Origin of the sequence: Endozoicomonas sp. Mp262 (assembly GCF_025643335.1) — a bacterium.
Lineage (GTDB): Bacteria > Pseudomonadota > Gammaproteobacteria > Pseudomonadales > Endozoicomonadaceae > Endonucleibacter.
In genome coordinates, this window is the sequence record NZ_CP092489.1 from 1,407,175 (window position 1) to 1,433,011 (window position 25,837).

Annotated in this window: 19 protein-coding genes; 8 read left to right on the forward strand and 11 right to left on the reverse strand. The window is 46.1% G+C overall.

The annotated features are described in order from the left end of the window. Window positions 1–2 precede the first annotated feature (2 nt). The 10 genes from asd to glnE all read right to left on the reverse strand — a co-directional run bounded on the left by asd (window position 3) and on the right by glnE (window position 11,191). A complete protein-coding gene (gene asd, locus MJ595_RS06135) occupies window positions 3–905 on the reverse strand; it encodes an archaetidylserine decarboxylase (RefSeq protein ID WP_263081563.1) in 903 nt (300 codons plus the stop codon). Window positions 906–1,061: 156 nt separating this feature from the next. Then, on the reverse strand, window positions 1,062–1,823 hold the full coding sequence (locus MJ595_RS06140) for a rhodanese-like domain-containing protein (protein ID WP_263322469.1): 762 nt from the start codon (window positions 1,821–1,823) through the stop codon (window positions 1,062–1,064). A gap of 42 nt (window positions 1,824–1,865) precedes the next feature. Continuing rightward, complete coding sequence (locus MJ595_RS06145; protein WP_263322448.1) at window positions 1,866–2,693, reverse strand: IS630 family transposase; 828 nt, start codon at window positions 2,691–2,693, stop codon at window positions 1,866–1,868. Between the two features lie 23 nt (window positions 2,694–2,716). Then, entirely contained in the window at window positions 2,717–2,980 is a 264-nt protein-coding gene (locus tag MJ595_RS06150) for a helix-turn-helix domain-containing protein (RefSeq protein ID WP_263081564.1), read from the reverse strand. Between the two features lie 329 nt (window positions 2,981–3,309). Next, window positions 3,310–4,773 (reverse strand): hypothetical protein, encoded by a 1,464-nt coding sequence (locus MJ595_RS06155; RefSeq protein ID WP_263081565.1) that lies wholly within the window; start codon window positions 4,771–4,773, stop codon window positions 3,310–3,312. Between the two features lie 258 nt (window positions 4,774–5,031). Continuing rightward, window positions 5,032–6,519, reverse strand: coding sequence for a C69 family dipeptidase (locus MJ595_RS06160; RefSeq protein ID WP_263081566.1), 1,488 nt, complete (start codon window positions 6,517–6,519; stop codon window positions 5,032–5,034). Window positions 6,520–6,710: 191 nt separating this feature from the next. Next, window positions 6,711–6,881, reverse strand: coding sequence for a hypothetical protein (locus MJ595_RS06165; RefSeq protein ID WP_263081567.1), 171 nt, complete (start codon window positions 6,879–6,881; stop codon window positions 6,711–6,713). Between the two features lie 75 nt (window positions 6,882–6,956). Further along, window positions 6,957–7,610: an IS630 family transposase gene (locus MJ595_RS06170; RefSeq protein WP_263322427.1), complete on the reverse strand. Its 654-nt coding sequence runs from the start codon at window positions 7,608–7,610 to the stop codon at window positions 6,957–6,959. Then, window positions 7,532–8,005, reverse strand: coding sequence for a helix-turn-helix domain-containing protein (locus MJ595_RS06175; protein ID WP_263078037.1), 474 nt, complete (start codon window positions 8,003–8,005; stop codon window positions 7,532–7,534). Before MJ595_RS06175 ends, MJ595_RS06170 begins: the two co-directional genes overlap by 79 nt. A 312-nt stretch (window positions 8,006–8,317) precedes the next feature. After that, on the reverse strand, window positions 8,318–11,191 hold the full coding sequence (glnE, locus tag MJ595_RS06180) for a bifunctional [glutamate--ammonia ligase]-adenylyl-L-tyrosine phosphorylase/[glutamate--ammonia-ligase] adenylyltransferase (RefSeq protein WP_263081568.1): 2,874 nt from the start codon (window positions 11,189–11,191) through the stop codon (window positions 8,318–8,320). An 853-nt stretch (window positions 11,192–12,044) separates the two neighbouring features. On the opposite strand from glnE, the gene aceE reads away from it, so the two are divergent. The 6 genes from aceE (at window position 12,045) to MJ595_RS06210 (ending at window position 20,199) form a co-directional block, all read left to right on the forward strand. Next, window positions 12,045–14,705: a pyruvate dehydrogenase (acetyl-transferring), homodimeric type gene (gene aceE / locus MJ595_RS06185; RefSeq protein ID WP_263081569.1), complete on the forward strand. Its 2,661-nt coding sequence runs from the start codon at window positions 12,045–12,047 to the stop codon at window positions 14,703–14,705. 65 nt (window positions 14,706–14,770) lie between these two features. Then, window positions 14,771–16,390: a dihydrolipoyllysine-residue acetyltransferase gene (gene aceF / locus MJ595_RS06190; protein ID WP_263081570.1), complete on the forward strand. Its 1,620-nt coding sequence runs from the start codon at window positions 14,771–14,773 to the stop codon at window positions 16,388–16,390. A gap of 351 nt (window positions 16,391–16,741) precedes the next feature. Then, a complete protein-coding gene (locus MJ595_RS06195; protein ID WP_263081571.1) occupies window positions 16,742–17,647 on the forward strand; it encodes a C48 family peptidase in 906 nt (301 codons plus the stop codon). 15 nt (window positions 17,648–17,662) lie between these two features. After that, on the forward strand, window positions 17,663–18,085 hold the full coding sequence (locus MJ595_RS06200) for a hypothetical protein (RefSeq protein WP_263081572.1): 423 nt from the start codon (window positions 17,663–17,665) through the stop codon (window positions 18,083–18,085). Between the two features lie 84 nt (window positions 18,086–18,169). Next, complete coding sequence (locus MJ595_RS06205; protein WP_263078015.1) at window positions 18,170–19,507, forward strand: IS1380 family transposase; 1,338 nt, start codon at window positions 18,170–18,172, stop codon at window positions 19,505–19,507. 302 nt (window positions 19,508–19,809) lie between these two features. Beyond that, window positions 19,810–20,199 carry a hypothetical protein gene (locus MJ595_RS06210; RefSeq protein ID WP_263081573.1) on the forward strand — a complete coding sequence of 130 codons (390 nt, stop codon included), beginning with the start codon at window positions 19,810–19,812 and terminating at the stop codon, window positions 20,197–20,199. Between the two features lie 148 nt (window positions 20,200–20,347). Here the strand turns inward: MJ595_RS06210 and MJ595_RS06215 are convergent, their stop codons facing one another. After that, on the reverse strand, window positions 20,348–21,673 hold the full coding sequence (locus MJ595_RS06215) for a transposase (protein ID WP_263078492.1): 1,326 nt from the start codon (window positions 21,671–21,673) through the stop codon (window positions 20,348–20,350). A gap of 292 nt (window positions 21,674–21,965) precedes the next feature. Here MJ595_RS06215 and MJ595_RS06220 point away from each other — a divergent pair, with 292 nt between their 5' ends. Both MJ595_RS06220 and MJ595_RS06225 read left to right on the forward strand, forming a co-directional pair. After that, on the forward strand, window positions 21,966–23,441 hold the full coding sequence (locus tag MJ595_RS06220; protein ID WP_263079044.1) for a hypothetical protein: 1,476 nt from the start codon (window positions 21,966–21,968) through the stop codon (window positions 23,439–23,441). Window positions 23,442–23,699: 258 nt separating this feature from the next. Further along, window positions 23,700–25,709, forward strand: a complete 2,010-nt coding sequence (locus MJ595_RS06225) for a glycosyl hydrolase family 18 protein (RefSeq protein WP_263081574.1) — start codon at window positions 23,700–23,702, stop codon at window positions 25,707–25,709. Window positions 25,710–25,837: the final 128 nt, after the last annotated feature.

Here is a 25,837-nt window from a genome sequence, read left to right on the forward strand (position 1 = left end):
AGCTATTCCGCAACAGGTTGGTTCTTGATTTTGTCGGATTGTTCAGATGGGGCGATCTTCCCCAGGGCTTCACCCATTTTGATCGGGCTACCGGCCTGCCAGCTTTCCAGCCAGTCAACCTGGTCCTTGCCAAAAAGGACAATGGCCGTAGACCCCAGCTTAAAGCGACCCAGCTCTTCGCCCCGCTTGAGCTCAATGTCCTGACCAGACGTTGCACCGTAATCAAAACTTCTTATCTGCCGACGCTGGGGGGTCACCAAACCGGCCCACACTGTTTCGATACTGGCAACGATAATGGCACCCACCATAATCACTGCCATAGGCCCCTGTTCAGTATCAAAAATGCTGACAACCCGTTCATTGCGGGCAAACAGGCTGGGAATATTCTCAACGGTTCCCTGATTCACAGAAAACAGGCGTCCGGGAACGTGAATCATCCGACGTAGCTTTCCGGCCTGAGGAATATGAACCCGGTGGTAATCACGGGGAGACAGGTAGATGGTGGCAAATTTACCTCCCATAAACTCCTGTCCCAGCTCAACATCACCACCCAGCAATTCTATCAGGCTGTAATCATGGCCTTTTGCCTGAAAGATCCGGCCATTGTTGATATTACCAATCTGGCTAACGGCGCCATCGGCGGGGCTGACGATGGCCTGCGGATCTTCGGGTAGAGGACGGGCCCCTTCTTTTAACGGGCGGGTAAAAAATTCATTAAAGTTGGCATAGGATTCAATACGCTCATCCTGAGCCTCACTCATATCCACATCATAGTGATTAACAATCCGGCGAATCAGGCCATTTTTAAGCCAACCAGTTTTGCTTTCAACAAAACAGTGAACAGCCCGGGAAATCAGGTGGTGGGGCAGAATATGCTGAACCCCGGCAAACAGTTTTTCTTTCACGGTGGTGATATTGCCTCTATGGATTTATCAGTAGATGTAGGCGAAAGTATTGTAATGGATGGCAACCACCTGTGCATCTGCAAATGCTGTCAGTCAACAAGCGAAGATTCCTGACAACCGTCTATACCCACACCTGCCTCTATTGTTAAAACCGAGTCAGACTTCTATCGGTGTATCAGGCAGATTGCCCCACTCTGACCATGAACCGTCATAGGCTCGAACCTTTTTATAGCCTAAGGCTTTGGCAACGAGATAGGTAAAGCCGGAACGGTGATGGCTCTGGCAGTGGGTAATAATTTCCTTATCCTTAGTTATGCCCAAGGCTTCCAGCTCTTCCTGAACAGCTTCCCGAATCCTGTAATCCCTGGCTGGATCCATGGCACGGGTCCACTCATAATTGATGGCTCCCGGAATATGGCCACCCCGCTGGGCAAAGACTTTTTCACCCCGGTATTCCTCCGGGGAACGGGCATCCCAGATGACGATATCAGGATTGTCCAGGTTGGCCTCAATATATTCCCGGGAGGCAATGACGTCCTCATTGATGGTCAGCTTGACTTCCGTTGGCTCAGGTTGGTTCGGTGTATTTTCCAAGGGTAACCCGGCTTTCAACCAGGCATGGATACCACCATTAAGATAGGAATAATGAGTATGGCCAATGACATCTAAAGTCCAGATAAAACGGCCTGCCCAGCCACCACCTTCGTCGTCATAGACCACGATATGCTGGTTGTTTCCGGTATAACCCAGGTGGCTGAAAAGGGACTCAAGCTGCCCCAGAGTTGGAAGCTTACCGGCTGCTGGCGAAATGCCTGATAATAGTTGCTGCGGCAGTAAATTAATGGATCCTAAGATATGCATCTGGGCATAAAGACGAGGATTACATAAATCAATAATTAAAGGCGAAGCTGTATTCAGTTGAAAAGGTTCTAAACCCCAACCATTTAGAAAACCGGACTTTTATGAGACGGCTGACAGCCTGACTGACCTCATGGACTCCTCCTCATCATTCAGGCTGTCTTTGACCCATAATCTATCAGCAATTTCTTCAGGGTTCTGATTGATACGGTGAGTGAAGCTATTGACTGCCTTAAGTAAGTCTTCTGCCGTTTTGTGGCAATGGTGATAAGTGATATCTTCTCGTAACCAGCGCCACAGTGCTTCCACAGGCATAAAGTCGGGGCTATACGCCGGCATCTGGATAATATTCAGGTTGAGGCGAAGCCCTGCATCTCTCACAACATGAGCGGTGTGCCAGGAGGCACCATCCCAAACAATATCAATCTCCCTGTCAGGATGTTCTTGCCTGATGCGTTCCAGTACATTGACTGTGTGCTCTTTTCGTCCACAGGGATAAGGCCAGATTCTAACCTGTCCCAGGTTGTAGTAATAAATACCATAGAACGTAATCTTATCAGCCAGTTTTGGCGAGTGAGAGCTGACCCAGAAGCGTTCGCCTTTGCGAGACCAGCCATATCCAATGTCCGTCTCCTGATGTATATGAGCCTCATCAATGTAAACCAGTAGGCGTTTCTGGAACATGGCTTTCGATAGCAGTGGTTTCAATGTTTCCAAAAAATCAGCCCGCTTGCCGGTATCGGCTTTATTAAGCAGTTTTTTGGCTTTCTTCCATGAATATCCCAGTCGTTTGAGTGCTTGTCGTATGGTCTCACGACAACACCGTACCTGAAATTGATCCCAGCACCACTGAACCAGATACTTTAAAGTCCAGCGAGGGCGGATGGGAGAGTATTCCTGAGAAGCAGCTTTTTCTAAATTTCTGTCAATCAGGCCTGCGGCTGCTTTACTGATTATTTGGCAAAAGGGGGGCGGCCACCTGTCCGTTTATAAATCATGGCTTCAGGCCCGCTATCATGATAGAGGTGAATCCAGTTCGTGACGGTATCAAGGCGACGCCCCAGTTGCTTAGCGACGTTAGAGGCTGAGTCTCCCTGAGAAACTTGATAAAGCGCCGAAAAACGCTCACGTGTACGGGGATGAGAAGCATGTATGGATTGCTGAAGCAGGCAATCCCTGGTTTGATTCCACTTTTCTGGAGAGACTTTCAATACCATGGTCAAGCAGGCAAAAAGCGCTATATTACTGATTTTAACTTGACTGACAGGTCGTATTTATCGAGATAGAATGACATACTTTTTATACTAAAGCGCGCCCTTACACTGATCTATCAAACTACGGTTTTCTAAATGGGCGCGGTTTAATAATATATTTAGATTTTTTTTACACATTCGTTTGACTACTCTGGTATACAATATTGAGCTGGTATATACATGCCAGCTCAATATTATAATTTTATGCAGTGTTACAGACCATAAAAATAATCATTTAACTAAAAGCACCTGCAGTTTTAGCAAAACCACCGATAATGTCACATTGGCAGCTTTTATTTTTCAGGTGACCATTTCCTGCCAACATTATGTATAAATGGCAAAAGTTCTGTTTTTTGATTCAAGAATAATAAACGATGCCTTTCCTGAGAAAATCTATGATTGGCCCATGCTTGAAATTCTTCCTTTGAGTGACAGTGTCTAAATTGTGGTGTGCCTGATGCCGCAGAAGTTCTTTCTAAACGTGCTCTTTCAGCATCCTGAGGTGCTGGCATTTTACTAAAATAATCATACGCTTTATCCATAAATTCATGATCACTGATATATCCAGGCATATCAATATCATCATCCAGAATTGCTCCACTTGTTTCTCCAAAAACAACACCGTATCGGGTTCCGCTATCAAGACCACTCTTTTCTTCACCAAGCCCAACATGAAGTATATATTTAATTATGGCATCTTCTTTGACCCCTCTTCGTATACCTGATGCTTCTTGGAAAAGATTATTCCACTTCTCATCACCAAATTTATTTTTTGCTAATTTCTTTGCACTTGCAACAGCTTTTGAAAAAGATTCATCTCTTGAGGCGCCGGTATCCAGCAGCTCTTCATCAATCAACTCCATTACAAAATCTCCTACATTGACAAAGCCCATAGGAATGACTTTAGGCTCTATCTCTATTCTTTTTGTCTTGGTAACTCTGTGAACTATTCCATCAGCATCTAGAGGGATTTTCTGTACATCAATATCACCTAGCCTGATGTATTCTGTTAGGAAGTTTTTATATACAAACAGCGGCATTGTTCTATCAAGTACATCTATTTCTGAGTTTCCTAAATGCGATTTTATTAAACTAATAAACCGTTCACCTAAATCAAAGCCTCCACAATTACCTAACTGCTTGAATTGGTCAGGCATTCTATATGTAAAGTCTTCGATATCTTCATCAGACTTGAATAGATGGAGGGCTGAATAGGTTGTTTCATGCCATAAGTCAAATGGCTGTCCTTTTTCTAAACCAAGCATCTCTATTTTATTTATTGCGCATTTAATAGCCAAATCTTTATCTTTATAAACCTCGGCTGACTTGAATTTATGTTCAAATGAATCAGATAAGATTTTGGTATAGAAAAATGCATGAGATTCCTTGCGCTTTGGGGCACCACCTAAGAAAGAAGTAACATCAGCATTTTCATGAAACTTTTCACCGAAAATATAGCTATCTTTCACTGTATCTTTAACAGCTTTGACATTTAAATCAAAGTCATTAAGACCGCAAGCAAAGACCACTAATCTTGATGGGGGCGCTTTTTTTAGAGTGGTTTTTATTTTTTTGTAATCACTAGAGAATTTGAGACTATCTAAAACAACCTTTATCACTTTAGGAACTGAGTCATTACAACTAAATGAAGCAATATCTTTTGATAGAGCAGGGTGAGTAGTAGTTCCTTGCAAGCTGGCTATAGGAGTATCAGACTGGTCATCTCCAAAAACAATATAAACTGAATGATTAGCCACATATACCGTCATTATATAATCAGCATTACAGAAAAATGGGAAAAAAACACATATAACAAACAGAACATTAGTGCTGAGCTTTCTAATACTGCGTTTAAACGGAGTTTGTACCATTTTGATTTGCCTCTTCAGAAACTTATTTTAAGCATTCACAAAGGACTTAAGGCTAGACTATATGGATAAAAATGCTATTCAGGATTTTTAATTGAATTATCCCCCTTAAATTAATTGGTTAATATTTAAGGGGGATAATGGTTTTTATAATTTCTTAATCTTATCAAACTCCTCCGGACTGTATTTTTTTTCTGTACTACGAGTCAGATCCGTCATTAGTTCAGACTGTAAAAACTGGGCACGGTCATAGGCTGTTTGCAATAGGCCATTGGAGTAGTTACTGGCATACTGGATAGCCATATCCTGGTTATCCTTATACATGTGTTTCAACATGTCCCGGGTATAGGCATGGGTTTTCACCAGGTAATGTTCGGCTGAGTCGATGACACCATCGACCACTTTCTTATATTTACCCTCCATCACGTTGGGGCTGGCAAGGGTTCCCAGGGAGCGGAATGTCCACCAGGCAGAGCTGTTGTCATAGTGATCCTTGCCCTGGGTATAGACCTTGGGAACATGACTCATCACATTGTAAACAGGGATGAAGGGGCTGTAATTAATATTACTGGGTGTCTGCCAGATCACAGCGGCCAACTCTCCCGGCATGTTGGGGTACATTTCAATGATATGGGCTTCAGAGGTGCGATCCACGCCAATGGGACGCTTACCCTTGCCCTTCAGTTGGGTTCCCTGGTAATCAGAACGGAGCACTTTGGCGATATCCGTCACACTGATTTTCTGGTCTGGCTTTAAAAACAGGGGATACTGATCCTGTCGTATTTTCTGTTTAACTGAGGCACTCAGCAGGTTTTGTCCCATCCACTCTCTATCTGTGTTGTAGAGGTCACCCAGCTTGCCAAAGGCTTGGGCAAAGTTAAAGTTTCTGCTGTCAGGCTTGCTCAGAAGTTTATGCTTGCGGGTAAATTCCAGCAGCCCCTTTGAATGCATTATATTTTGGGTATCACCCAGGTCTACATCATGAATACGCAGGCCGTTGGCAATGACGGCATACTTGTCATCAGGTACTTTTACCGCAATCCAGTGATGCCCCGATCCTATCTCCATATACCAGGCTTCCTTGGTGTCAGCAAACTGGACGCCATTGGCTTCACCGGCGCCATACCGAGTCACATAATCACCCAATAGCTGCACGGCCTCTCTGGCACTTTTAGCCTGGGACAGAATCAGTCCGGTCATATTTTGCTCAATAATGCCCTGGTCCACCAGGGGATCGACTTTCTGAGCCTTTTCATTCATCTCGGCACTATTGGTGGCAGACATGGCCAGGTTGAATTCATTCACTCCGCGCTCTTCGAACACTTTGCCATCGTTAGAATTCTGATAGGCATCCCAGTCATTCATGGCGGTATAGCGCCAGGATGTTTCCGGGGCGGGAACTTTTAAACCATTGGATAAGGTGATCACATCCCCGGCTTTATAGCTTTTACGGGGATAAACATGCATTCGCTTCGCCCAGTTATTAGTGGAAAAGTCTTCGTTTCGGGAGATCATCAATGCACCGGATGCCGAGGCATCTTTGCCTACAATCACCGAAGTGCAGGCCTGGGCCAGGGGGAGCATAACCAGGGAGGAGATAGCCGCAGCCAGGGTTCTTTTCTTAAATAACGTCATAGTTGCAGGTTCTGTTATCAGGGATAAGAATAGCTGCAATCTACTGAGGACCGGCCCGTGCCACTATGATATGTATCAACTAAACCACGCCCAGTTAGAAAAGTACAGTTTGATAAATCTGGGCAAGGCGCGCTTTAGTCTAATTTTTTAACAGCGTTTCAGTAACCTATTCGAATCAGTATTATTGATATTTAATCATAATCCTCTAAATTCAATGAGACTGTTAGTTGATAGCTACTTCCCTCTACAGGCGATAAAATGACGTCTTCATTTACAAATGCTAAAACACGAAATTCTTTTTCAATCTCTTTGTTAGTGCTTTCTTCTGTAAAGACTAGAGTGGCATAAAATAACTCTTCCATCTTAATAATATATAAACGCCCCACGGTTCCTTCTTTTGGATAACATAAGTAGTGTATAGATTGCTTTCGAATAATTTAACCATCCAGTCGGACAGTATTAGAAAATGAGATCATATACTCCTCTCCAAATGAAAAAAGCACCCGTTCAACTTCTTTTTCAAATTCCGCAAAGCTCTTGATTGACAAGAGGTTGAGCCATTCATACTTTATTTTCCTCCACAGGATTTCAATCAGGTTGAGCTCAGGTGAATATGTTGGCAGAAAGCAGACCAGCAATTTCTTTTCAATCATCCAGTCATCAATTCTGGCACAAAACTTTTTGCTGGTGTGAATGCTGGCATTATCCACCATAACTACCGTGTAACGATCATTTGAGCTGTATTTTTCATCTGCCATTTTCTCTGCAAAGTCATCAAAGGCCGCAATCACCGTATCGCTATTCACTGAACCCACAACAGGATAATGAAATAGCTCACAGCTTCGGTTCATAAACCCCAGTACGTTGATGCGTTTACTTTTGACTGATGGTATTCTGAGCTGCTTTCCTTTTTCCTGCCAACCGTATGGCACACAAGGTTCCTGGGTAAAGCCGGACTCATCAAAATAAAATAAATTGATTAACCCTTTGCTCTCGGCTTCCTGGGCATCTTTCAGAGCAGTTTTACAGTCATGGAATTGCTCTTCGTCCCGTTTATGTTTGCATGATTTACGGAGTCTTTTGTAAACCAGCCCTGCTTTTTTACAATGTTTGCCAGAGTAATTTTTGATGAAGATTTACCGGTTTCATCCTCGATCTTGGATTTGACATACGATAAGCGACGAGGCTCTTCAGCCACTAATTCTTTTATGCGTTGCACTTCGGATTCGTCATATATGCACGGCCTACCGCCACCATGCCCCTTGTACAAGGCACGAATACCATATTCTTCCCAATCATCAATCCACTGAGAAGCAGTTTGATATCTAATTTCAAGTATTTCGGCAATTTGCTCAAGGGTAAAGCCACGATTGCTCAATAAAAGGCTATGGGCTCTTTCCCTTATACATCTCAGAGGTCCGTAGTGTTTGGCGAATTTCAAAGTTAATAAAACAGCTTCATCAGTGATTGTAGTGACGTACTTCATAGGGAGAGGGATTTAAAGACCAGTACTCTCTTTATAATAGAGTAAATGTATCATTCAATAGCTATCTGATCGTTAGATCAAGAAGTAGATTTCTCGTACTGGCCGAACATCCAGTTTATTTGAAACCAAACTATGACCTACTTAAAGGGAACTCTTTTGGATCTACAAGATAATGAACACCTTTAGGAGCAGAGATGGCAATGCTATTCATAAAGAGGGCTACAAATAGCATAAATAATTTGAGTTTCATGCTCTTTTCCTAGCTAAAAATATAGGGTTTCATCAGGCTGGGCACTTATAACAATATCCGGGTTAGTGTATCCACTGCCCCCAAAGATCCTTAACAGGCTTTTGATATTGCTCAACCTCAGAAGCAGGGATTATCGAATTCTTATTTTGTAAAGCCTGTTTGTGCATACTCAATCGAAGCTGTTGATAAGCATCTCTGATGGCGTGGGCCAAGGTTTCATCCAACAGTTTTTCATGCTCAAGCTGTTCGGATATACGGATATTATCTGTCCACTGAATCAGTGAGGGATGGCTGGAGGCATATCGCAGTACGGCATATTGCATAAGAAACTCAATATCAACGATGCCGCCCTCATCATGTTTAATATCAAACAGGTCAGAATGGCCTTTGCTGCCCAGGTGCTCCCGCATTTTATTTCTCATATCCAGCACTTTCTGGCGAAGGGCGTCAGGTTCGCGCTGCTGGCTTAATACCTGGGCCCTTACCTTTTCGAACTGCTCAGCCAGTTTGCTATCTCCAGCAACAACCCTGGCTCGAACCAGAGCCTGATGTTCCCAGGTCCAGGCATCATTTAGCTGATATTTTTCAAACGCCTTGAATGAACTGACCAGTAACCCCGATGAACCCGAAGGACGCAGCCGCATATCCACCTCATAGAGGGCCCCTGAGAGCGTCTGGGTTGTCAGTATATGAATGATGCGCTGTCCCAGTCGGGTATAAAACGTAGCGCAGTCAATTTTGCGGGGGCCATCGGTTTCTTTATTGGCGGCACCATTATGAACAAATACCAGATCCAGGTCAGAACCGGGACCCAGCTCTATGCCGCCCAGTTTGCCATAACCAATGACAATAAAGCCCGGATCACAGTGATGATTGTTTTCATCCACAGGGAACCCGTGACGTCCAATTAAATTCTTCCAGGCAATAGTAACCACCTGGTCCAGTACCACTTCAGCAATCCAGGTGAGATAATCACTCTCTTTCATCAGGGGCAAGGTTCCTGCCACGTGGGCAGCGGTGACTCGAAGAGTATGAGCCATTTTAAAATAGCGCAGCACCTCCATTTGGGATTCCAGGTCATCCTCCGGAATATGGGCCAGTTGCTGTCGTAAGTCATCTGCCAGCTCATGCTTTTCCGGTGCCTTGTAAAGCAACCCTAAATTCAAAAACTCATCAAGAAGGGAAGGGTGGCCAGCAATCTGGTCAGCAATCCAGGGGCTGGCGATACAGAGTTTGCATAGATGCTCCAGGGCACCGGGATTTTCCATCAGCAACACAAGATAAACGGTACGCCGCAAAACGGCCTCAACCAATGGCAATAATCTGTTCATGGCAATATCCGGCTCACTGGATGACGCCATGAAATCCAGCAGTATCGGCATGAATTTATCCAGGCGCCCCCTGCTTTGCCGACGAACCCGCGAAAGTGCTTTTCCTTCCCTGAGAGCTAAAAAACGACCATGTGATGCCTTAGGCGCCTTAAAACCCTTTTGGGTGAGTAACCCCAGTTCTTCTTCTTCCGTCAGCTGACCCAGCCAGAAAGGCGACCATAGGTCTGTTTTTTCAGATTCTGGGTTACCACCTGCTGACTCGGAAATAACATGATCAAAATGACTGATAACATGATGACGGTGCCGGTCCAGGGCTGCCGACAATTCAGGCCATGACTGACATCCCATACTCCAGCTTACTCTGGCCTGAGTCTTGTCATCGCCCGGCAAGGTCTGTGTCTGCTTATCCTTAACGGCTTGCAAGGCATGCTCCAGATCCCGGAGAAAAATATAGGCATCCCTTAGCTCACCAATAACCTTTTCCGGCAAATATCCGTTAGTCTTCAAGGCGGTCAGTACCTCCAGCAGACTTTTTTTCTGAAGGCTGCGGTCACGTCCTCCATGAATTAACTGGAAAGATTGGGCAATAAACTCAATTTCCCTGATCCCGCCAGGCCCCAGCTTGATATTTTTGTTCATGCCCTTGCGCTTGACTTCCCGTTCAATCAAACGCTTCATATCCCGCAAGGCCGAGATAGCACTGAAATCTATATAACGCCGGTAGACAAACGGTTTGAGCTGCGACAACAACAGCTCACCGGCCCCATGATCGCCAGCTACAGCTCTGGCTTTCACCATGGCATAGCGCTCCCAGTCCCGGCCCTGATCCTGGTAATACTGCTCCATGGCGGCAAAGCTCATGGCCAGTGCTCCGCTGCTTCCATAGGGTCTCAGTCGCATGTCCACGCGAAAAACAAAGCCCTCGGCGGTTCTGCTATCAAGCACTTTTATAAGTCGTTGCCCGAGGCGGATAAAAAATTCCTGGTTAGTTAAGCTTCTGGCGCCTCCTGTGGTTTCACCCTGGGAGGGATAGGAAAAGATCAGATCAATATCTGAAGACAGGTTGAGCTCTCTGGCCCCCAGTTTTCCCATCCCTAACACCACCAGTTTTTGTGGCACAGATACTTTGCCATTGTGTTTTTTATGCGGTGTGCCAAAGGTTCCGGCAAGGTCGTTATAAAGCCACTGTTGCGCCTGATCTATACAGGCATCTGCAAGGTTGGAGAGGTCGGTGGTGATCTGTTTAAGGTTGGCCAGCTGGTTGCTGTCACGCCAGATAATCCGTGTTATCTCTCTGTTGCGATAGTGCCGAAGCCGGGACATAAGCTGGCTTTCTGACTCAACAGATGTCAATAACTGGCTGAGCTGTTCACTGTGATAATGATCAGAGACTTCCAGTCCCGGGTGACTCTGATAGTGTTGATAAAAAGTGAAGAGCAGAGCTGGCTGATGAATAAACTGCTCTGCAACAAAATCACTGGCTACCCAACTGCGAATAAGCTGATCAAGAAAGGGGGCGGGTAATTGATCCAGTTTCTGTAAGAGTACTTCTGCCTCACAGGCCACCAGAAACTGCTGCCAGTATACTTGAAGGGCTTGTTCCATTTGCGGGGGATAAGAACCAGGCAACTCCATCAAAACACTCGCTTTAAATCAAGGGAAACGGCATCTTTCAGGATTTTAACGATAATTAACATCGCCTGACAGGTGTTTCTATAGGGGATGATCAAAAAAAACAAATGTTGAAAGTACTTTATTATTGAATTACACATAAGTACTGGTACTCATTGCGGCAATTGCTTATCTTGTAGTTAGATTACATTTGATCGAAATCATTTTTTTTGCGATTGAAACTGGCATGGTCGGTTGGCGCTCGTCTGGAGTTTGTGACAAAAGTTGTCATGTGTACTCGCAAGCGAACAGGGCGACCCTGTGTCAGTTCAAATAGCCTGAATGGAAACGCTGATTTCCTATTTATGGCTACTGAACGCCACTTTAGCACTGACTGATTCAGAGGCTGTTAAGATAGCTGAACCCGCACCCGCAGCAGGGCCATCTATTTTTAAACCGCCCACCAGGTGCTAAACATTGTGGTACATCAGGTCAATACTATTCTTGGCGTAGCAGGCAGCTGGTTAAAAACAGAAACCGGTATCTGAACTATCTTGGCTAATATATGCTCAGATCAGTGCTTCTAAGAGGTTGTTTGGAAAGTAGTACCTGTCGTAGGGGCGTCTATTTTCAGATGGCTTTTCAGCATTGAAGTTCACCCCGTTGTTTTATGGAAAGCACTTTTCTCCACAGGGGGTGCCGAAAACATTGTCAGCACTCGGGGTTGTTTATTTTATACAACCAAACATCCCAATTTGCCTAGCCATGGAGCATTGATCAACTATCGATCGCCCTGGTTTCCATACGCCATACATAATTGCTGTTCGTCTTCACGGAGCGGATTTATATGCACGATATCGACCCAATCGAAACCCAGGAGTGGCTGGATGCGCTGGACTCCGTCCTGGAACAAGAAGGAGAGGACCGGGCTCACCACCTGCTGACCCGTTTGTCCCAGCACGCTCGCGCAAAGGGCACTCAGCTCCCTTATGCCATTACAACACCTTACCGTAATACCATTCCTCCTGAGAAAGAAGCGAGAATGCCGGGCGACCTGTTCATGGAACGCCGGATTCGCTCCCTGGTTCGCTGGAATGCGCTGGCCATGGTTATGCGGGCTAACCAGAAAGACAGCTCCCTGGGTGGTCACATTTCCTCCTTTGCCTCCAGTGCAACCCTTTACGATATCGGCTACAACTACTTCTTCCATGGTCATGAAAATGATCGTGAAGGTGATCTGGTTTACTACCAGGGCCATGTGGCTCCCGGTATTTACGCCCGTGCCTTCCTGGAAGGCCGTCTCACTGAAGAGCAGATGAATAACTTCCGTCAGGAAGTGGATGGCAAGGGGCTGTCCTCCTACCCTCACCCCTGGTTGATGCCTGACTTCTGGCAGTTTCCTACTGTTTCCATGGGTCTGGGACCACTACAGGCCATCTATCAGGCCCACTTCATGAAGTACCTGATTAACCGTGGCCTGGCTCCAGAGCAAAACCGTAAGGTCTGGGCATTCCTGGGGGACGGTGAAATGGACGAGCCGGAATCCCTGGGTGCCATCTCTCTGGCAGGTCGTGAGAACCTGGACAACCTGATCTTTGTGGTTAACTGTAATCTGCAGCGTCTGGACGGACCTGTACGTGGTAATGGCAAAATCATCCAGGAACTGGAAGGCGTCTTCCGGGGTGCTGGGTGGAACGTTATCAAAGTCACCTGGGGTCGTCACTGGGACCCGCTGTTTGCCAAAGACAAAGAGGGCAAACTTCAGGAAATCATGGACGGTGCGGTTGATGGCGATTACCAGAACTGCAAGGCCAAGGGCGGCGCCTGGACCCGTGAAAACTTCTTCGGTCGTTCCCCTGAAACCCTGAAGATGGTTGAGGACATGACAGATGAAGACATCTATCGCCTGAACCGTGGTGGTCACGATCCCTATAAGGTTTATGCGGCATACCATGCTGCGGTGAACCACACTGGCCAGCCAACGGTTATTCTGGCCAAGACCGTTAAAGGTTACGGTACCGGTGAAACCGGTGAAGCCGCTAACGTTGCCCACAACGTGAAGAAGCTGCCTATCGAGGATATCAAGCACTTCCGTGATCGCTTCGACCTGCCTATTAAAGACGAAGATCTGGAAAAACTGCCATTCTTCAAGCCTGATGCAGACAGCCCAGAAATGGTCTACATGCGCAAGCACCGTGAAAAGCTGGGCGGATTCATTCCTCAGCGTCGTCAGGAATCCGATGTCAAACTGCAGACACCTGACCTGAAAGCCTTCGAAGCTGTTACCAAGGGTAGCGGTGAGCGTGAAATCTCCACCACCATGGCTTACGTTCGTATCCTGGGTGCCCTGGTTAAAGATAAGAACATCGGCAAGTACGTTGTACCGATCGTTCCTGATGAAGCCCGTACTTTTGGTATGGAAGGTATGTTCCGTCAGTTGGGTATTTACTCCGCTGAAGGCCAGAACTACGAGCCGGTAGACTCTGATCAGGTAATGTACTACAAGGAATCCAAGACTGGCCAGATTCTGGAAGAAGGTATCAACGAAGCAGGTTCCCATGCTGCCTGGATCGCTGCGGCAACCTCCTACAGCAGCAACAACGTGCCAATGATTCCGTTCTATGCCTTCTATTCCATGTTTGGCTTCCAGCGTACCGGTGACCTGGCCTGGGCATCCGGAGATATTCAGGCTCGCGGTTTCCTGATCGGGGCAACATCCGGACGTACCTCCCTGAACGGTGAAGGCCTGCAGCACCAGGATGGTCACAGCCACCTGCTGGCTGGTACTGTGCCTAACTGCATCAGTTATGACCCCACTTACGGTTATGAGCTGGCAGTGGTGATCCAGGACGGCCTGCGTCGTATGTACGGTGAGGGCGAGAACGTCTGGTACTACGTCACCACCATGAACGAGAACTACATCCAGCCTGCCATGCCAGCCGGTGAAGAAGTGGTTAAAGGCATTATCAAGGGTCTGTACTGTCTGGAAGATAACGCTTCCCGTAAGTCCGACCTGAAGGTTCAGCTGATGGGTTGTGGCACCATTCTGGAAGAAGTGCGTGCCGCTGCCGATATCCTGCGCAAGGACTTCCTGGTTGAAGCCGATATCTGGAGTGCCACAAGCTTTAACGAACTGCGTCGTGATGGCCTGGATGCTGCTCGCTGGAACATGCTGAACCCCAATGAAGAGAAGAAAGTCTCTTGGGTTGAGCAACAACTGTCTGGCCGTAAGGGGCCTGTGATTGCTGCATCTGATTACATGAAGCTGTACGCAGACCAGATCCGTGAATTCGTACCTGGCACCTTTATTTCCCTGGGTACAGACGGCTTCGGTCGCTCCGATACCCGTGAGCAGCTGCGCAAGTTCTTTGAAGTAGACCGCTACTTCATCGTGATTGCCGCACTGACCGGCCTGGTTAAGGATGGTCAGCTGGACGCCTCTGTTGTGGCAGATGCTGTCAAGAAGTTTGGTATTGATCCCACTAAGACCAACCCGCTGTACTGCTAATTGGTTTACCAGGCCCGCTTTGAATAAGCGGGTCAGGTCATGATGATTAAACAGGGTTTAAACGAATGAGAGACGAGATCATCAAGGTTCCGGACATCGGCAGCGGCAGTGCAGAGGTTATTGAAATCTGTGTAAGCCCCGGTGATTCCATTGAAGCCGAGGATTCACTGATTGTCCTGGAATCTGATAAGGCAACCATGGAAGTTCCTGCTCCCAAGGCCGGCAAGGTTGTTGATATTATCCTGAAGGTAGGCGACAGCGTATCTGAAGGTGACGACCTGCTGAAACTGGCAGCAGACGATGCCACCGCAGAACAACCAGCCACCGCTCCTGAAAAGCTAGAACCCACCATCGAGGTGGAAGCTGCTCCTGTTGCTGAAACACCAGCGCCTGCGGCTTCCTCTGATCCCAGACTGGAAACCATCGTTGTTCCTGATATTGGTGCTGAAAACGTACCGGTTATCGAAGTCTGCGTTAAGGTGGGCGACGAGATTGCTGAAGAGGACTCCCTGATTGTCCTGGAGTCTGACAAGGCCACCATGGAAGTGCCTTCCCCTATGGCGGGTGTGGTGAAAGCCATCAAGGTCAAGGAAGGGGATGAAATGAGTCAGGGTGACCTGATTCTGGAGCTGGAAGTTGCTGGTGGTGAAGCACCGGCCAAGACTGAAGCGCCCCTGGCTACTATGGTGGCAGAGCCTGCCAAGCCAGAGCCTTCTACACCAGTAAAAAGCCCTGCACCGGCACCTTCCGTTGACAGTGTTTCCCTGGAAAAGGCCAACCGCAAGTTCCATGCAGGTCCGGCTGTTCGCAAACTGGCCCGCGAGTTTGGCGTAGACCTGTCTCTGGTTAAGGGGACTGGCCCACGTAGCCGTATCGTCAAAGAAGACGTTCAAAGCTACGTTAAGGCGAGACTGAGTGAACCTCAGGTGGCTCCAGGTGCTGTGGGTGCTGGTATTCCTGAAATTCCTGCGGTTGACTTTAGCCAGTGGGGCAAGATTGAAGAGAAGCCGCTGACCCGCCTGCGTACGGTAGCTTCTCAGAACTTCCAGCGCTCCTGGCTGAACGTGCCTCACGTTACCCAGTTTGATGAAGCGGATATCTCCGAGCTGGAAGCGTTCCGTAAAGCCCAGAAAACCATGGCTGAAGCCCGCGGTACCAAGTTGACTCCGCTGCCTTTCATCCTGAAAGCCTGTGCTTATGTGCTGAAAGAACTGCCACAGTTCTGTGCCTCCCTGAGTCCGGATGGCAAGTCCCTGATCCACAAGCACTACATCAATATCGGTGTGGCTGTGGATACCCCAGACGGTCTGCTGGTTCCTGTGATCAAGGACGTTGACAAGAAGGGCCTGTGGGAACTGGCGGAAGAGTGCATCGAACTGGCTGGCAAGGCCCGTAACAAGAAGCTTAAGCCTGCCGAAATGCAGGGTGGCTGTTTCACCATCTCCAGCCTGGGTGCCATCGGTGGTACTGCATTCACACCTATCGTCAATGCCCCTGAAGTGGCGATTCTTGGCCTGTCCAAGGCTGGCATGAAGCCGGTATGGAATGGCAAGGACTTCGATGCCAGGCTGATGCTGCCTTTGTCCCTGTCCTACGACCATAGAGCCATCAACGGTGCTGAAGCTGCTCGCTTCACCGCCATGCTGGGTACTGTGCTGGGTGATATTCGCAAGATGCTGCTGTAATTCAGCGGTTGTTTGGGATTACCTGAAAAAGTCCGCCCGTTAATGGAGCGGGCTTTTTATTAACTTTTTTCTGAACCTTTATCTCCCTTTAATGTCTATAAGTGCTACAAAAAAAAACAAGATGAGCCTTTTTTTATGCAGTCAATAAGCAGAACGCTTTCAGCCATACCGGGCAAATTGGCAGCAGCCTATCAGTGGTGTTCTATATTTGTATTTGGACGAACAGTGGCTTCTGTAAAACCTGCAACCCACCTTAATAACATAGAATCCTGCCAGGTTGATGCAAGCGCAAGAAAAAGAAAGGCAGAAAGCACAGAGCTTACAGGGCAACCCGCTTTCAAGCACGGAAGGGTGGAGACTTTTTCATACTCGAATGATGATAAAGACGAACCTGGTCAATCATCGCCAGATAAGATGGGACAGAGCCAGTCAAGCAAGCCAGAGGTCAGCCAAAATACCAATTCAGATGAAGTCATTATCATTGATGACTCTACAGACGAACCTGATCAATCACCCGATGAGATGGAACAGAGTCATTCAAGCAAGCCTGAGGTCAATCAAAATACCAATACAGATGAAGTCATTGTCATAGATGACTCTGATGATGAAAGCGCAGACTCTCCAGCAAATGAAACAAACCTTTCCCTGAGTGCTACCCAGTGGTTAGGAGATAAGCATCTTTCGGCCTTTGTGAGCCTTGTCAAACATAACCTTGGCGCTGATAGTAAAGATCATTTTATTTTCGACCCGTTCTTCTTTACCAAACTATCGAAAGAACCCTGTACTGGTTCAGTGTTAGATAGCTTTGTCAGTGATAAAAGAAAGACCATGACTAAGTCTGCATGCCTGAATTATGCGAATATACATATCCCTGTTAATGTGAATGATAATCACTGGATACTGATTACAGTAAGCAGGGATGAAAAGAAAATGACCGTATTTGATTCGCTTCACAAAAGCAGTGAAAGCTATGCGCATTTAATAGAAGGCTTGGTAGGGTTCTTTAAAGCCTTTGATCTTGATATAAAAAATGTGTGTTTTGATAGTGGTTTAAAACAGCAGGATTCATGGAGTTGTGGAGTTGCGGTTTTAACAAGACTTGCTGCAAGCACATTGTTAGATAAGCCGTATGATTTTAAAGGTTGTTCTTCTGGTTTTCTTGATACTATGAGGATTAAAATTAATGAGGCGTTTGCTGATAATGCTGTTGATTGTGGAAAGCTATTTCCCTATATACAGGGTAATACTCAAAGTTAAATGAAAAAATAATTTATGAGAATATCACCTTTTAATACATTGCTATCAATACTTCCGTTTCCAGTTAATTATTTTTTAAATAAAATATTTGGGCGACAGGTAGCATTAAACTTTACCTATGACCCTTTGTCTTCTTTAAAGTACGAGAGTGGCATGGTTGCGCCTGTAAGTGCTAATTCAAGAAAAAGAAAGGTGGAAATACAAGATTCAGATCACTATCAACCCTCTTTAAAGCAACAAAAAATAGAACAAGTCAATGGTTCGATGGGTTTTGATCAGGGCGTTGAACAATTAGGGAAAATCCTTCAGCCTCAGAATATGGAAATCATAAAATCTGTGGGCAATGGAAATTGTATGTTTAACTCATTATTTCAATCTGGTATGTGCCCACTACAGGAACTGCATGAACTTAGACCTGAATCCGTGAGTTCACTGTAGCCCAACTCCTCTGGATCAACCACAAAACGTAAGTTCCAAGTTAAAATGCACCCACTCTAATTTTCACCACCTGGGTGCATTTTTGTGAAACTGAAAATTGAACAATCACAGACGGAATTTTATACACCGGTCGCAGGGCTTTATTTCGTTGGTCATGCACTCAACAAAAAGACAGCGTTAAGCAAATCCCTGCGCAAAATAAAAAAAAGGCACCGTATCACTCATATCGACCTGATCAGAGCTTACTGCGGCCAACTGGCTCAGGGTAAAAGTGATTTTGATAATGTTGATAATAACCGGGATAACGACTGGTTCCGGTTGGCAATGGGCATTAAACAAATGCCTTCAGCCAGCCGCTTAAGACAGCGTTTCAATGAAGATGCCGCCCAACTGATTCCTTTCATCGAGGACAGCCTTACCGATGTCCTGGTTAATCTTCAGGTGCCCGTCACACCCCTTCCGAAAAAACTCGATAAGAAGCAGCACATACCACTGGATATCGACGTATTCCCTATGGATAACAGCAATACCAAAAAGGAGGGGGTCGAGTACACGTATAAAAAATTCTTTGGTTATGCCCCTATTGCCGCTTACTTTGGCTGCGAAGGCTGGTGCCTGGGATGTGAATTACGCCCAGGCTCTCAGCACTCCCAGAATGATTTTATTGGCTTTTTACAAGCAGTGCTGCACCGCAGCCGACGTTTGACCCGAGCGCCTATTCTGGTTCGCCTTGATAGTGGCCACGATGCTGAGGAATCGCGCCGGGAAATCGCCGGGTTCAAAGGTGTGAATCACATTATCAAGCTCAACCCAAGAAAGTATCACACCAAGGAACACTGGCTCCCCATTTTTGAAGAAAAGCAAGTCAAATGGGAGGAGTCGCGTCCAGGAAAGAGTTATGCGACACTCTCAACCGTCTATGAAACCAACTATGGTAACCAGCGTCTGATTATTCGCATTATCAAGCGTACCACTGATACTGTAGGGCAGAGATTTCTGACACCCGATTATGAGCTGGAAGGATGGTGGACAACACTCAGCGAAGCTGACTACAGCGATGATCAGATCATTAATCTTTATGAGGATCATGCGACCAGCGAGCAGTTTCACAGTGAGTTGAAGACTGATATGGATTTAGAGCGCCTGCCTTCAGGCAAGTTTGACACCAACGACCTGGTGATGTGTTTGGGTGCACTGGTCTATAACATTCTGCGCTACATGGGGCAGAGTTGCTTGCTCGGGCCAGATGCGCCGGTACGTCATAAAGCCAAACGACGCCGGTTAAAAACCGTGATACAGGAACTCATCTACCTGGCTGCCCGTCTTCTGAAAAAAGGACATCAATACCGGCTACGCTTTGGTCGTTACTGTCCTGGTTTCAGGTCTTTCCATCAATTAATAAGCCAGCATGCACTTTGTTGATTGAATAGCGAGATAGAAAAAAATGCCATAAATGAGAAAGTACTGTATTGATAACGGTAGGGCTTCTTTCAACCTGTCTTCAAGTTTGATGATATTTTGATCAGCATTTATGCTTAAAAACGACATAAAAACACTTCAATCAATAACCCGAGTTATTTTCAAAGGAAAAAATTAATCAGCACATTTTCAAAACTGCCGGGCAAATCAAGAAATCACGGATTCAGGTTAGAGTTAAAGTCCACAATAAAATAAAATCATTTGTTGAAGGTATTTGTCCTGATAAAGAAGAAATAGAAATAGCTTTGAAAGAAGCCTATAAAAACTCAATTCGATTTCAGCTAAGGCAAGATCCCAATCTAAGTCCCTGCGAGAAAGGAAGTTTGCTCAATGATGTGATAGGGCTGGATGATACTCTTAGTAATTTACAAGAAAGGGTAAAAAGTAATATATTTTTAAAAAATGGTACCTATATGGAACCCGTTGAAGTGATTTTCCTTGCTATGGTAATAGAAAAACCAATAGCTTTATTTGATATGGAAGGTCATGTGCTTATTGTGATTGACAAAGAGGGTAAACTATTTAGACCAGAAATTAAGATGCTGGAAAACCGACATCAATTACCGGAAGATACTTGCTATATGTTTTATGATTTTAATTACAAACACTACTGGGGAGCCCAGGGAAAATCATAATAACCCACCACTCTGACTTTTATAATCTTAACTTTAGAGTTAGTATGACATGAACGTTTGGTTATATTTTAAAAATTGTGTGCAAAAATACATCCAAACGTTTTTTCAGATTCGGTATTATTCTTGATTATTGCGTTGTCGCCGCTATTTATGCCGCTTTTTTCTTTTCTTTGACTATTCCGTCAGTCAAACTATTAAAATTGAACTCATATTTTTGGCTATATCGGTTCCAGCCCTCACGAATAGGTAATCTGGGGATAATTCCTGCGAGTGCAAATCTTAGCATGCCAGCGGTGGTTGTATCCTGATCCCGCCAAGGAATCCTTGAAATGCCCACGCTTGCTTGATTTTTACAGACGGTCAACAGTTGCAATAATGCGTATCCAGCCATCTTCAGATGCATCCACCGCAACAGAGTTCTCAGCTTTTGCTGCCATAACTGGCGGCAACCAAATGAATGTTTAATTTGCTGAAACATGGGTTCAACCGGCCATCTTTTCGCATAAATACGAAGGATGTCTATACCTTCAAGTCCAGTATTGGTTGCAATGAATATACGGCTTTCTGTCAGTCCTTTATCATTTTCAAACCGACCCCAGACAACCCGAACCTTGCGGCCTTTCAGGAAGCGAGCCCGACATACCCGGGTGCGATAACGTATCTTTCGAAATCTGCCGTATATTCTTACGGTTGTTTGATATTCCGGTAGCTTCTCCACTTCCGGGGGCGTCATTTTGATGCCATACTTTTTGGGTCGCCCACGTTTTTTTGCAGTGGACTCCAACGGTAAGGCATACAATGCCCGGTTTAACGGGATTTGCCCTACTACTTCATAGCCCATTTCCAGAACGGGTTGCATTAGCGTCCAGTTCATATACCAACAGTCTGTCAGCAAGCGCAGTCCTTGCACCTTCACCTCTTGCCTCACTACTTTTAGCATGGCAACAGCGATTTTTAGCTTACTGGCATTGCCTGAAGCAGGAGATGGAAAGGAAAGCACAGGGATGGCAGTAAATACTTCATCTTTAGCCCGCTCAAATACAACAGCCAGGGATACCCAGCATTGTCCCCAGATATACGTTGGCCGGTTCCTTTTTTTACTGTGCTGGTGATGGGTTCGGCAAGCGGGAGCCTTGTCAGAAAAACGCTCCACCACCCAATCATCAAGACCAATGTTGATAAGTTCACCCCGTGGTACTTTTGAGCATACCAGCTGAATGAGCCGGCATGCGAGGCTCCTCCACCGCCACTTGCCTTGAGAGAGCCAATGGTGGTAACTGCTCCATACGCATTGAAAGTTATTAATAGATAACAGCGCCTGAGTGACAAAGCCTTGCCCGGATAGCATGCAGCCAAAAAGAAGTTCGCAGAACGTAGGTACTGCTGTTGGGGATAGCGCTGAAGCAAGAAACGTTGTATATAAGGCAAGCTCCCGGAGGATCTCTTTATGATCTGAAGTGAGCATAGCAACCATCTTTGTATTTTGTTTGGAGATGGTTGCTATTAACCGATTTCAGATGAAAATCGTACTATTGTTCTTTGGTAACTCTAAAGTCGAGTTTTATAATAAACCTTGATCTTTTTCTATGTGCCGGGGCAGCGCATTCCCACAGGTCTGTGTTTTTTCACTGCCGTATATAGTTAATGGCGTGGAGGTTGAATGGGTGAAAGTCTCAAATTGACCGAGCTTCTTCAGCTTGCCAACCGGGGAAAGTAGTAGGCAGCTATTTTTTCAATGCTTAAACAGAAGGCAGCCAATCACAGGTATGATGTTGATAGCACACAACACCTTGCCAGTGAGAGGCCGCCCCATGGAAGTATGTCAGCTACGGACTGAAGCCGCCACCATTTCTTGTGATGCGATTCAACGGTTAGGCCACCAATTGCAGGCTCTGCGAGAGTCTGGCAATCCTATCAGGCACTTTGAAGAGTTTGAGCAGACCGTTAATGCTCTCTTTAATCAAGCTCAGCAAGATTTTTTAGCAGAGGCGCTGGCTGAGCTTGATATTGATACCCCAGCTATTGAGGTCAGCGGGATCACTTATAAGCAGGTGTTGCGCAGTTATAAAACCTACCAGACAGCGGTTGGTTCAGTCCGGGTTATGCGAACACTTTACCGTAACGGCAAAGAGCCGTGTATCGTGCCCATGGAGTTGAAAGCCGGGATCGTGGAAGGCTTCTGGACGCCTCGGGCTGCAAAGCAAGCTGCCTGGGTTGTTGCTCAAATGTCTCCCGGTGAAGCAAAAAGCCTCCTTGATCTCATGGGAGGTATGTCTCCCTCAGAAAGCAGTCTTGCTCGTTTCCCCAGGCAATTTAATACTCAGTGGGAACAGCACCGTGAGCCTTTTGAAGAGATGCTTATTGAGAAACTTAACGTGCCCACCAATGCGGTCACAGTAGCCGCCTCCCTGGATGGCGTTATGCTGCCCATGAAAGATGGCAAACGAGTAGAAAAGCGAGCCAGGAGCGCTTCTGAAGGCAAACGGACTCAAGGGCCAACAGGTTGCAAGGAGGCCAGTTGCGGAACTTTGTCGTTTTACGATCAACAGGGGGAGCGTTTATCAACAGTCCGCATAGGACGAATGCCAGAAACTAAAAAACTCACACTCAAGCAGTCTTTGTCAGCACTATTGCAAGAAGCGTTGCGACAAAAGCCACAGCTGTCACTGGTCAAAGTCGCTGATGGCGCCAAGGACAACTGGTCATACCTTTCCCAGGAACTACCAGCGGGTGTTGAGGTTATTGATTACTACCACGCAGCCGATCACCTGAAGAAAGCATTTGACCAGGCTTATGGAGAAAACAGCATCAAGTCCAAAGAAAAGTTTGTCACTTACCGACACGTCCTAAAAGAGGAACTCGATGGGGTTGAGCGCATTATTAAAGCCCTGGCTTATCAGCATAAAAAGCATCCGCGCCGCTCAAAATTAAAGACCGAGCTGGAGTATTTCAGAAAAAATCGCCAGCGTATGCGCTATGCTGAACACTTGTCGAATAACCTTCCGATCGGCTCTGGTGTGGTAGAGGCAGCCTGTAAAACCTTGGTTACCCAGCGGATGAAGTGCTCAGGTATGCGCTGGCGAAATCCGGGTGGTCAGGGCGTATTGACGCTTCGGTCATTAGTTCAGAGCCACTGGTTTGAAAATGGCTGGAAGTTATTTGCTGCAACTTATTGCGGGAAAGTCACCAAGGCTGCTACAAGCAATGTCATACCATTCCCAGAGAAAGGTGGCAGTGTTTAGTTGTGGTCAATATGAGACTTTCACCCGGTTGAATGAGGGATAGACAGCTCAGTGGGAGCGGAGATCCTGAATGCCAGTCACACTGAAACCATCTACTAATGGTATGTGGCATTAGCTGTGGCAGTGAGCTTTGGAAGTACGCATGATCTAAATCAAAGTTATCTTTTGTTGTACTATAGTGCTATTATTGTTTGCGCGCGTGCATGGCTCTAATCAAATAGCCATCTCTTGAAAATTAAGAACATCCACGAAGTGATAATGAAAAATCTGCAGTCCTTTCCTAAATTAGCCCGGCTTACCGTTGGCATTACATCTGCACTTTCTATCAGTATGGCTGCCTTCGCTGCAAATGCGGGTCAGGATCTGGTAAATCCATCGGGCAATATTTTCGAAGGCTATTGGCATAACTGGTGTGACACCGGGCCTTTTGGTTACCAACAAGGGACTGCGCCCTGCTTTCCCTTGAAGGATATTAATGACCAATATAATGTCATTATGGTGTCTTTTATGAAGGCCTACCCAAAAGATGCAAATGACAAACATCCCATTCCCACTTTTAAACTAGATACAGCCACAGGCATGTCTGAAGAAGAGTTTAAGCAGCAAATAGCCGAACTCAATAAGCAGGGTAAGTCTGTACTCATCTCTTTGGGTGGAGCTGATGCCCATATTGAGCTGGTCAAAGGTCAGGAATATGATTTAGCGGCTGAAATCATCCGCCTGGTTGATACTTATGGTTTTGACGGGCTTGATATTGATCTTGAACAGGCGGCTATCAGTGCAGCGGATAATGTGTATGTGATTACCGAAGCACTCAAGTCTGTGAAAGATCATTATAAAGAAACAAAAAACCAGAATTTTATTATTGCCGCTGCACCGGAGTTTCCCTATCTTCGTGGAGGAGCAACCGGTGTTTATGGAAAGTACCTCTCTGCACTGGAAGGATATTATGACTGGATCAGCCCACAGTTTTACAACCAGGGGGGCGATGGTATAAGTGATCTAGAGACCGGGCAATGGATTCCCCAGAACAACGATGCACTAAAAGAAAAGTTTATTTATTCAATATCAAAAGCCATTATCACTGGCGAGCAGGGCTATTATCCTATAGCTAACGATAAGCTTGTGTTCGGTATCCCTGCCAACCGGGATGCTGCTGCTACGGGTTTTGTTGATGAACCTCAAAAACTTATCAATGCCTTTGATCGGCTTCAGGATGAAGGTACGCCATTGAGAGGCGTCATGACCTGGTCCATCAACTGGGATGTGGGTAAGGATCGTCATGGAAACCCGTACGGTGGTCAGTTTGCTAAAGATTACGGCCCCTACGTGCATGGCCATACATCGCTACCAGAACCCGAGTCAGATGAGCCTGTTATCCACGGTGCTGAAAATACCTCCATTAATGTGTACTCCAACTTTTCCCCTATGGCAGGTGTTACTGCCACAGACAAGCAGGATGGCAACTTAACGGATGAAATGAGTTATACAGGACAAGTGGATACAAATACGCTGGGTGACTACCCTCTGGTTTACCGTGTCAAAGACAGTGATGACAATGTTACCGAGCAGGAAAGGGTCATTACTGTATACAACGATAAGCCGGTATTTCATGGTGCAGAGGATAAGTTACTCCATGTAGGGGATCACTTTGATGCGAAGGAGGGCGTAACAGCCTGGGATACAGAGGAGCATGAGCTAACATCAAAAATTATCTGGCCGACTACCATTGTTGATACACAGGCACCTGGTCAATATAACCTGACCTATAGTGTGTCAGACAGTTTTGATACAACAACGGTTCAACGCAACATTACTGTCAGGGATGCTGTCGCTTATCCGCAATATGAAGAGGGTGTTAGCTATCAACTGGGTGACCTGGTCACAAATATTAATGACAACAGTGATGGCACCAATATCTATCAGTGTGATGTTCCTGGCTGGTGTGGAGATGCTGCCTGGGCTTATGAGCCAGGCGTTGGCATATACTGGACAATGGCCTGGTCATTAACAGATGGTACTGCTCCAAAGCCTGAGCAAAAACCAGAAGAAAAACCAGAAGAAAAACCAGAAGAAAAACCAGAAGAAAAACCAGATGTTGAGTCCGGAGGTAACTGTAAAGGCATACCTCAGTTTGAACAGAAGCAGTATCAGCCAAATATCACTGTGACGTATAAAGGTAAAAAATACACATCCGAACGCTGTACGGATGGCAATGTAACACCGGATCAACTTTATTCAGGATGGAGTACTGGAGAAAGTTGCTAGTGGGATATAATTCCTCATTCCCGGAATCCCCCGGGAATGAGGTTCTGGTTTTTTCAGCAAATCTTTCAATGAAGGCAGAGCATGATCGTTGTTGATGCTAACGTACTTGTTTATTTGTACCTGCCAAC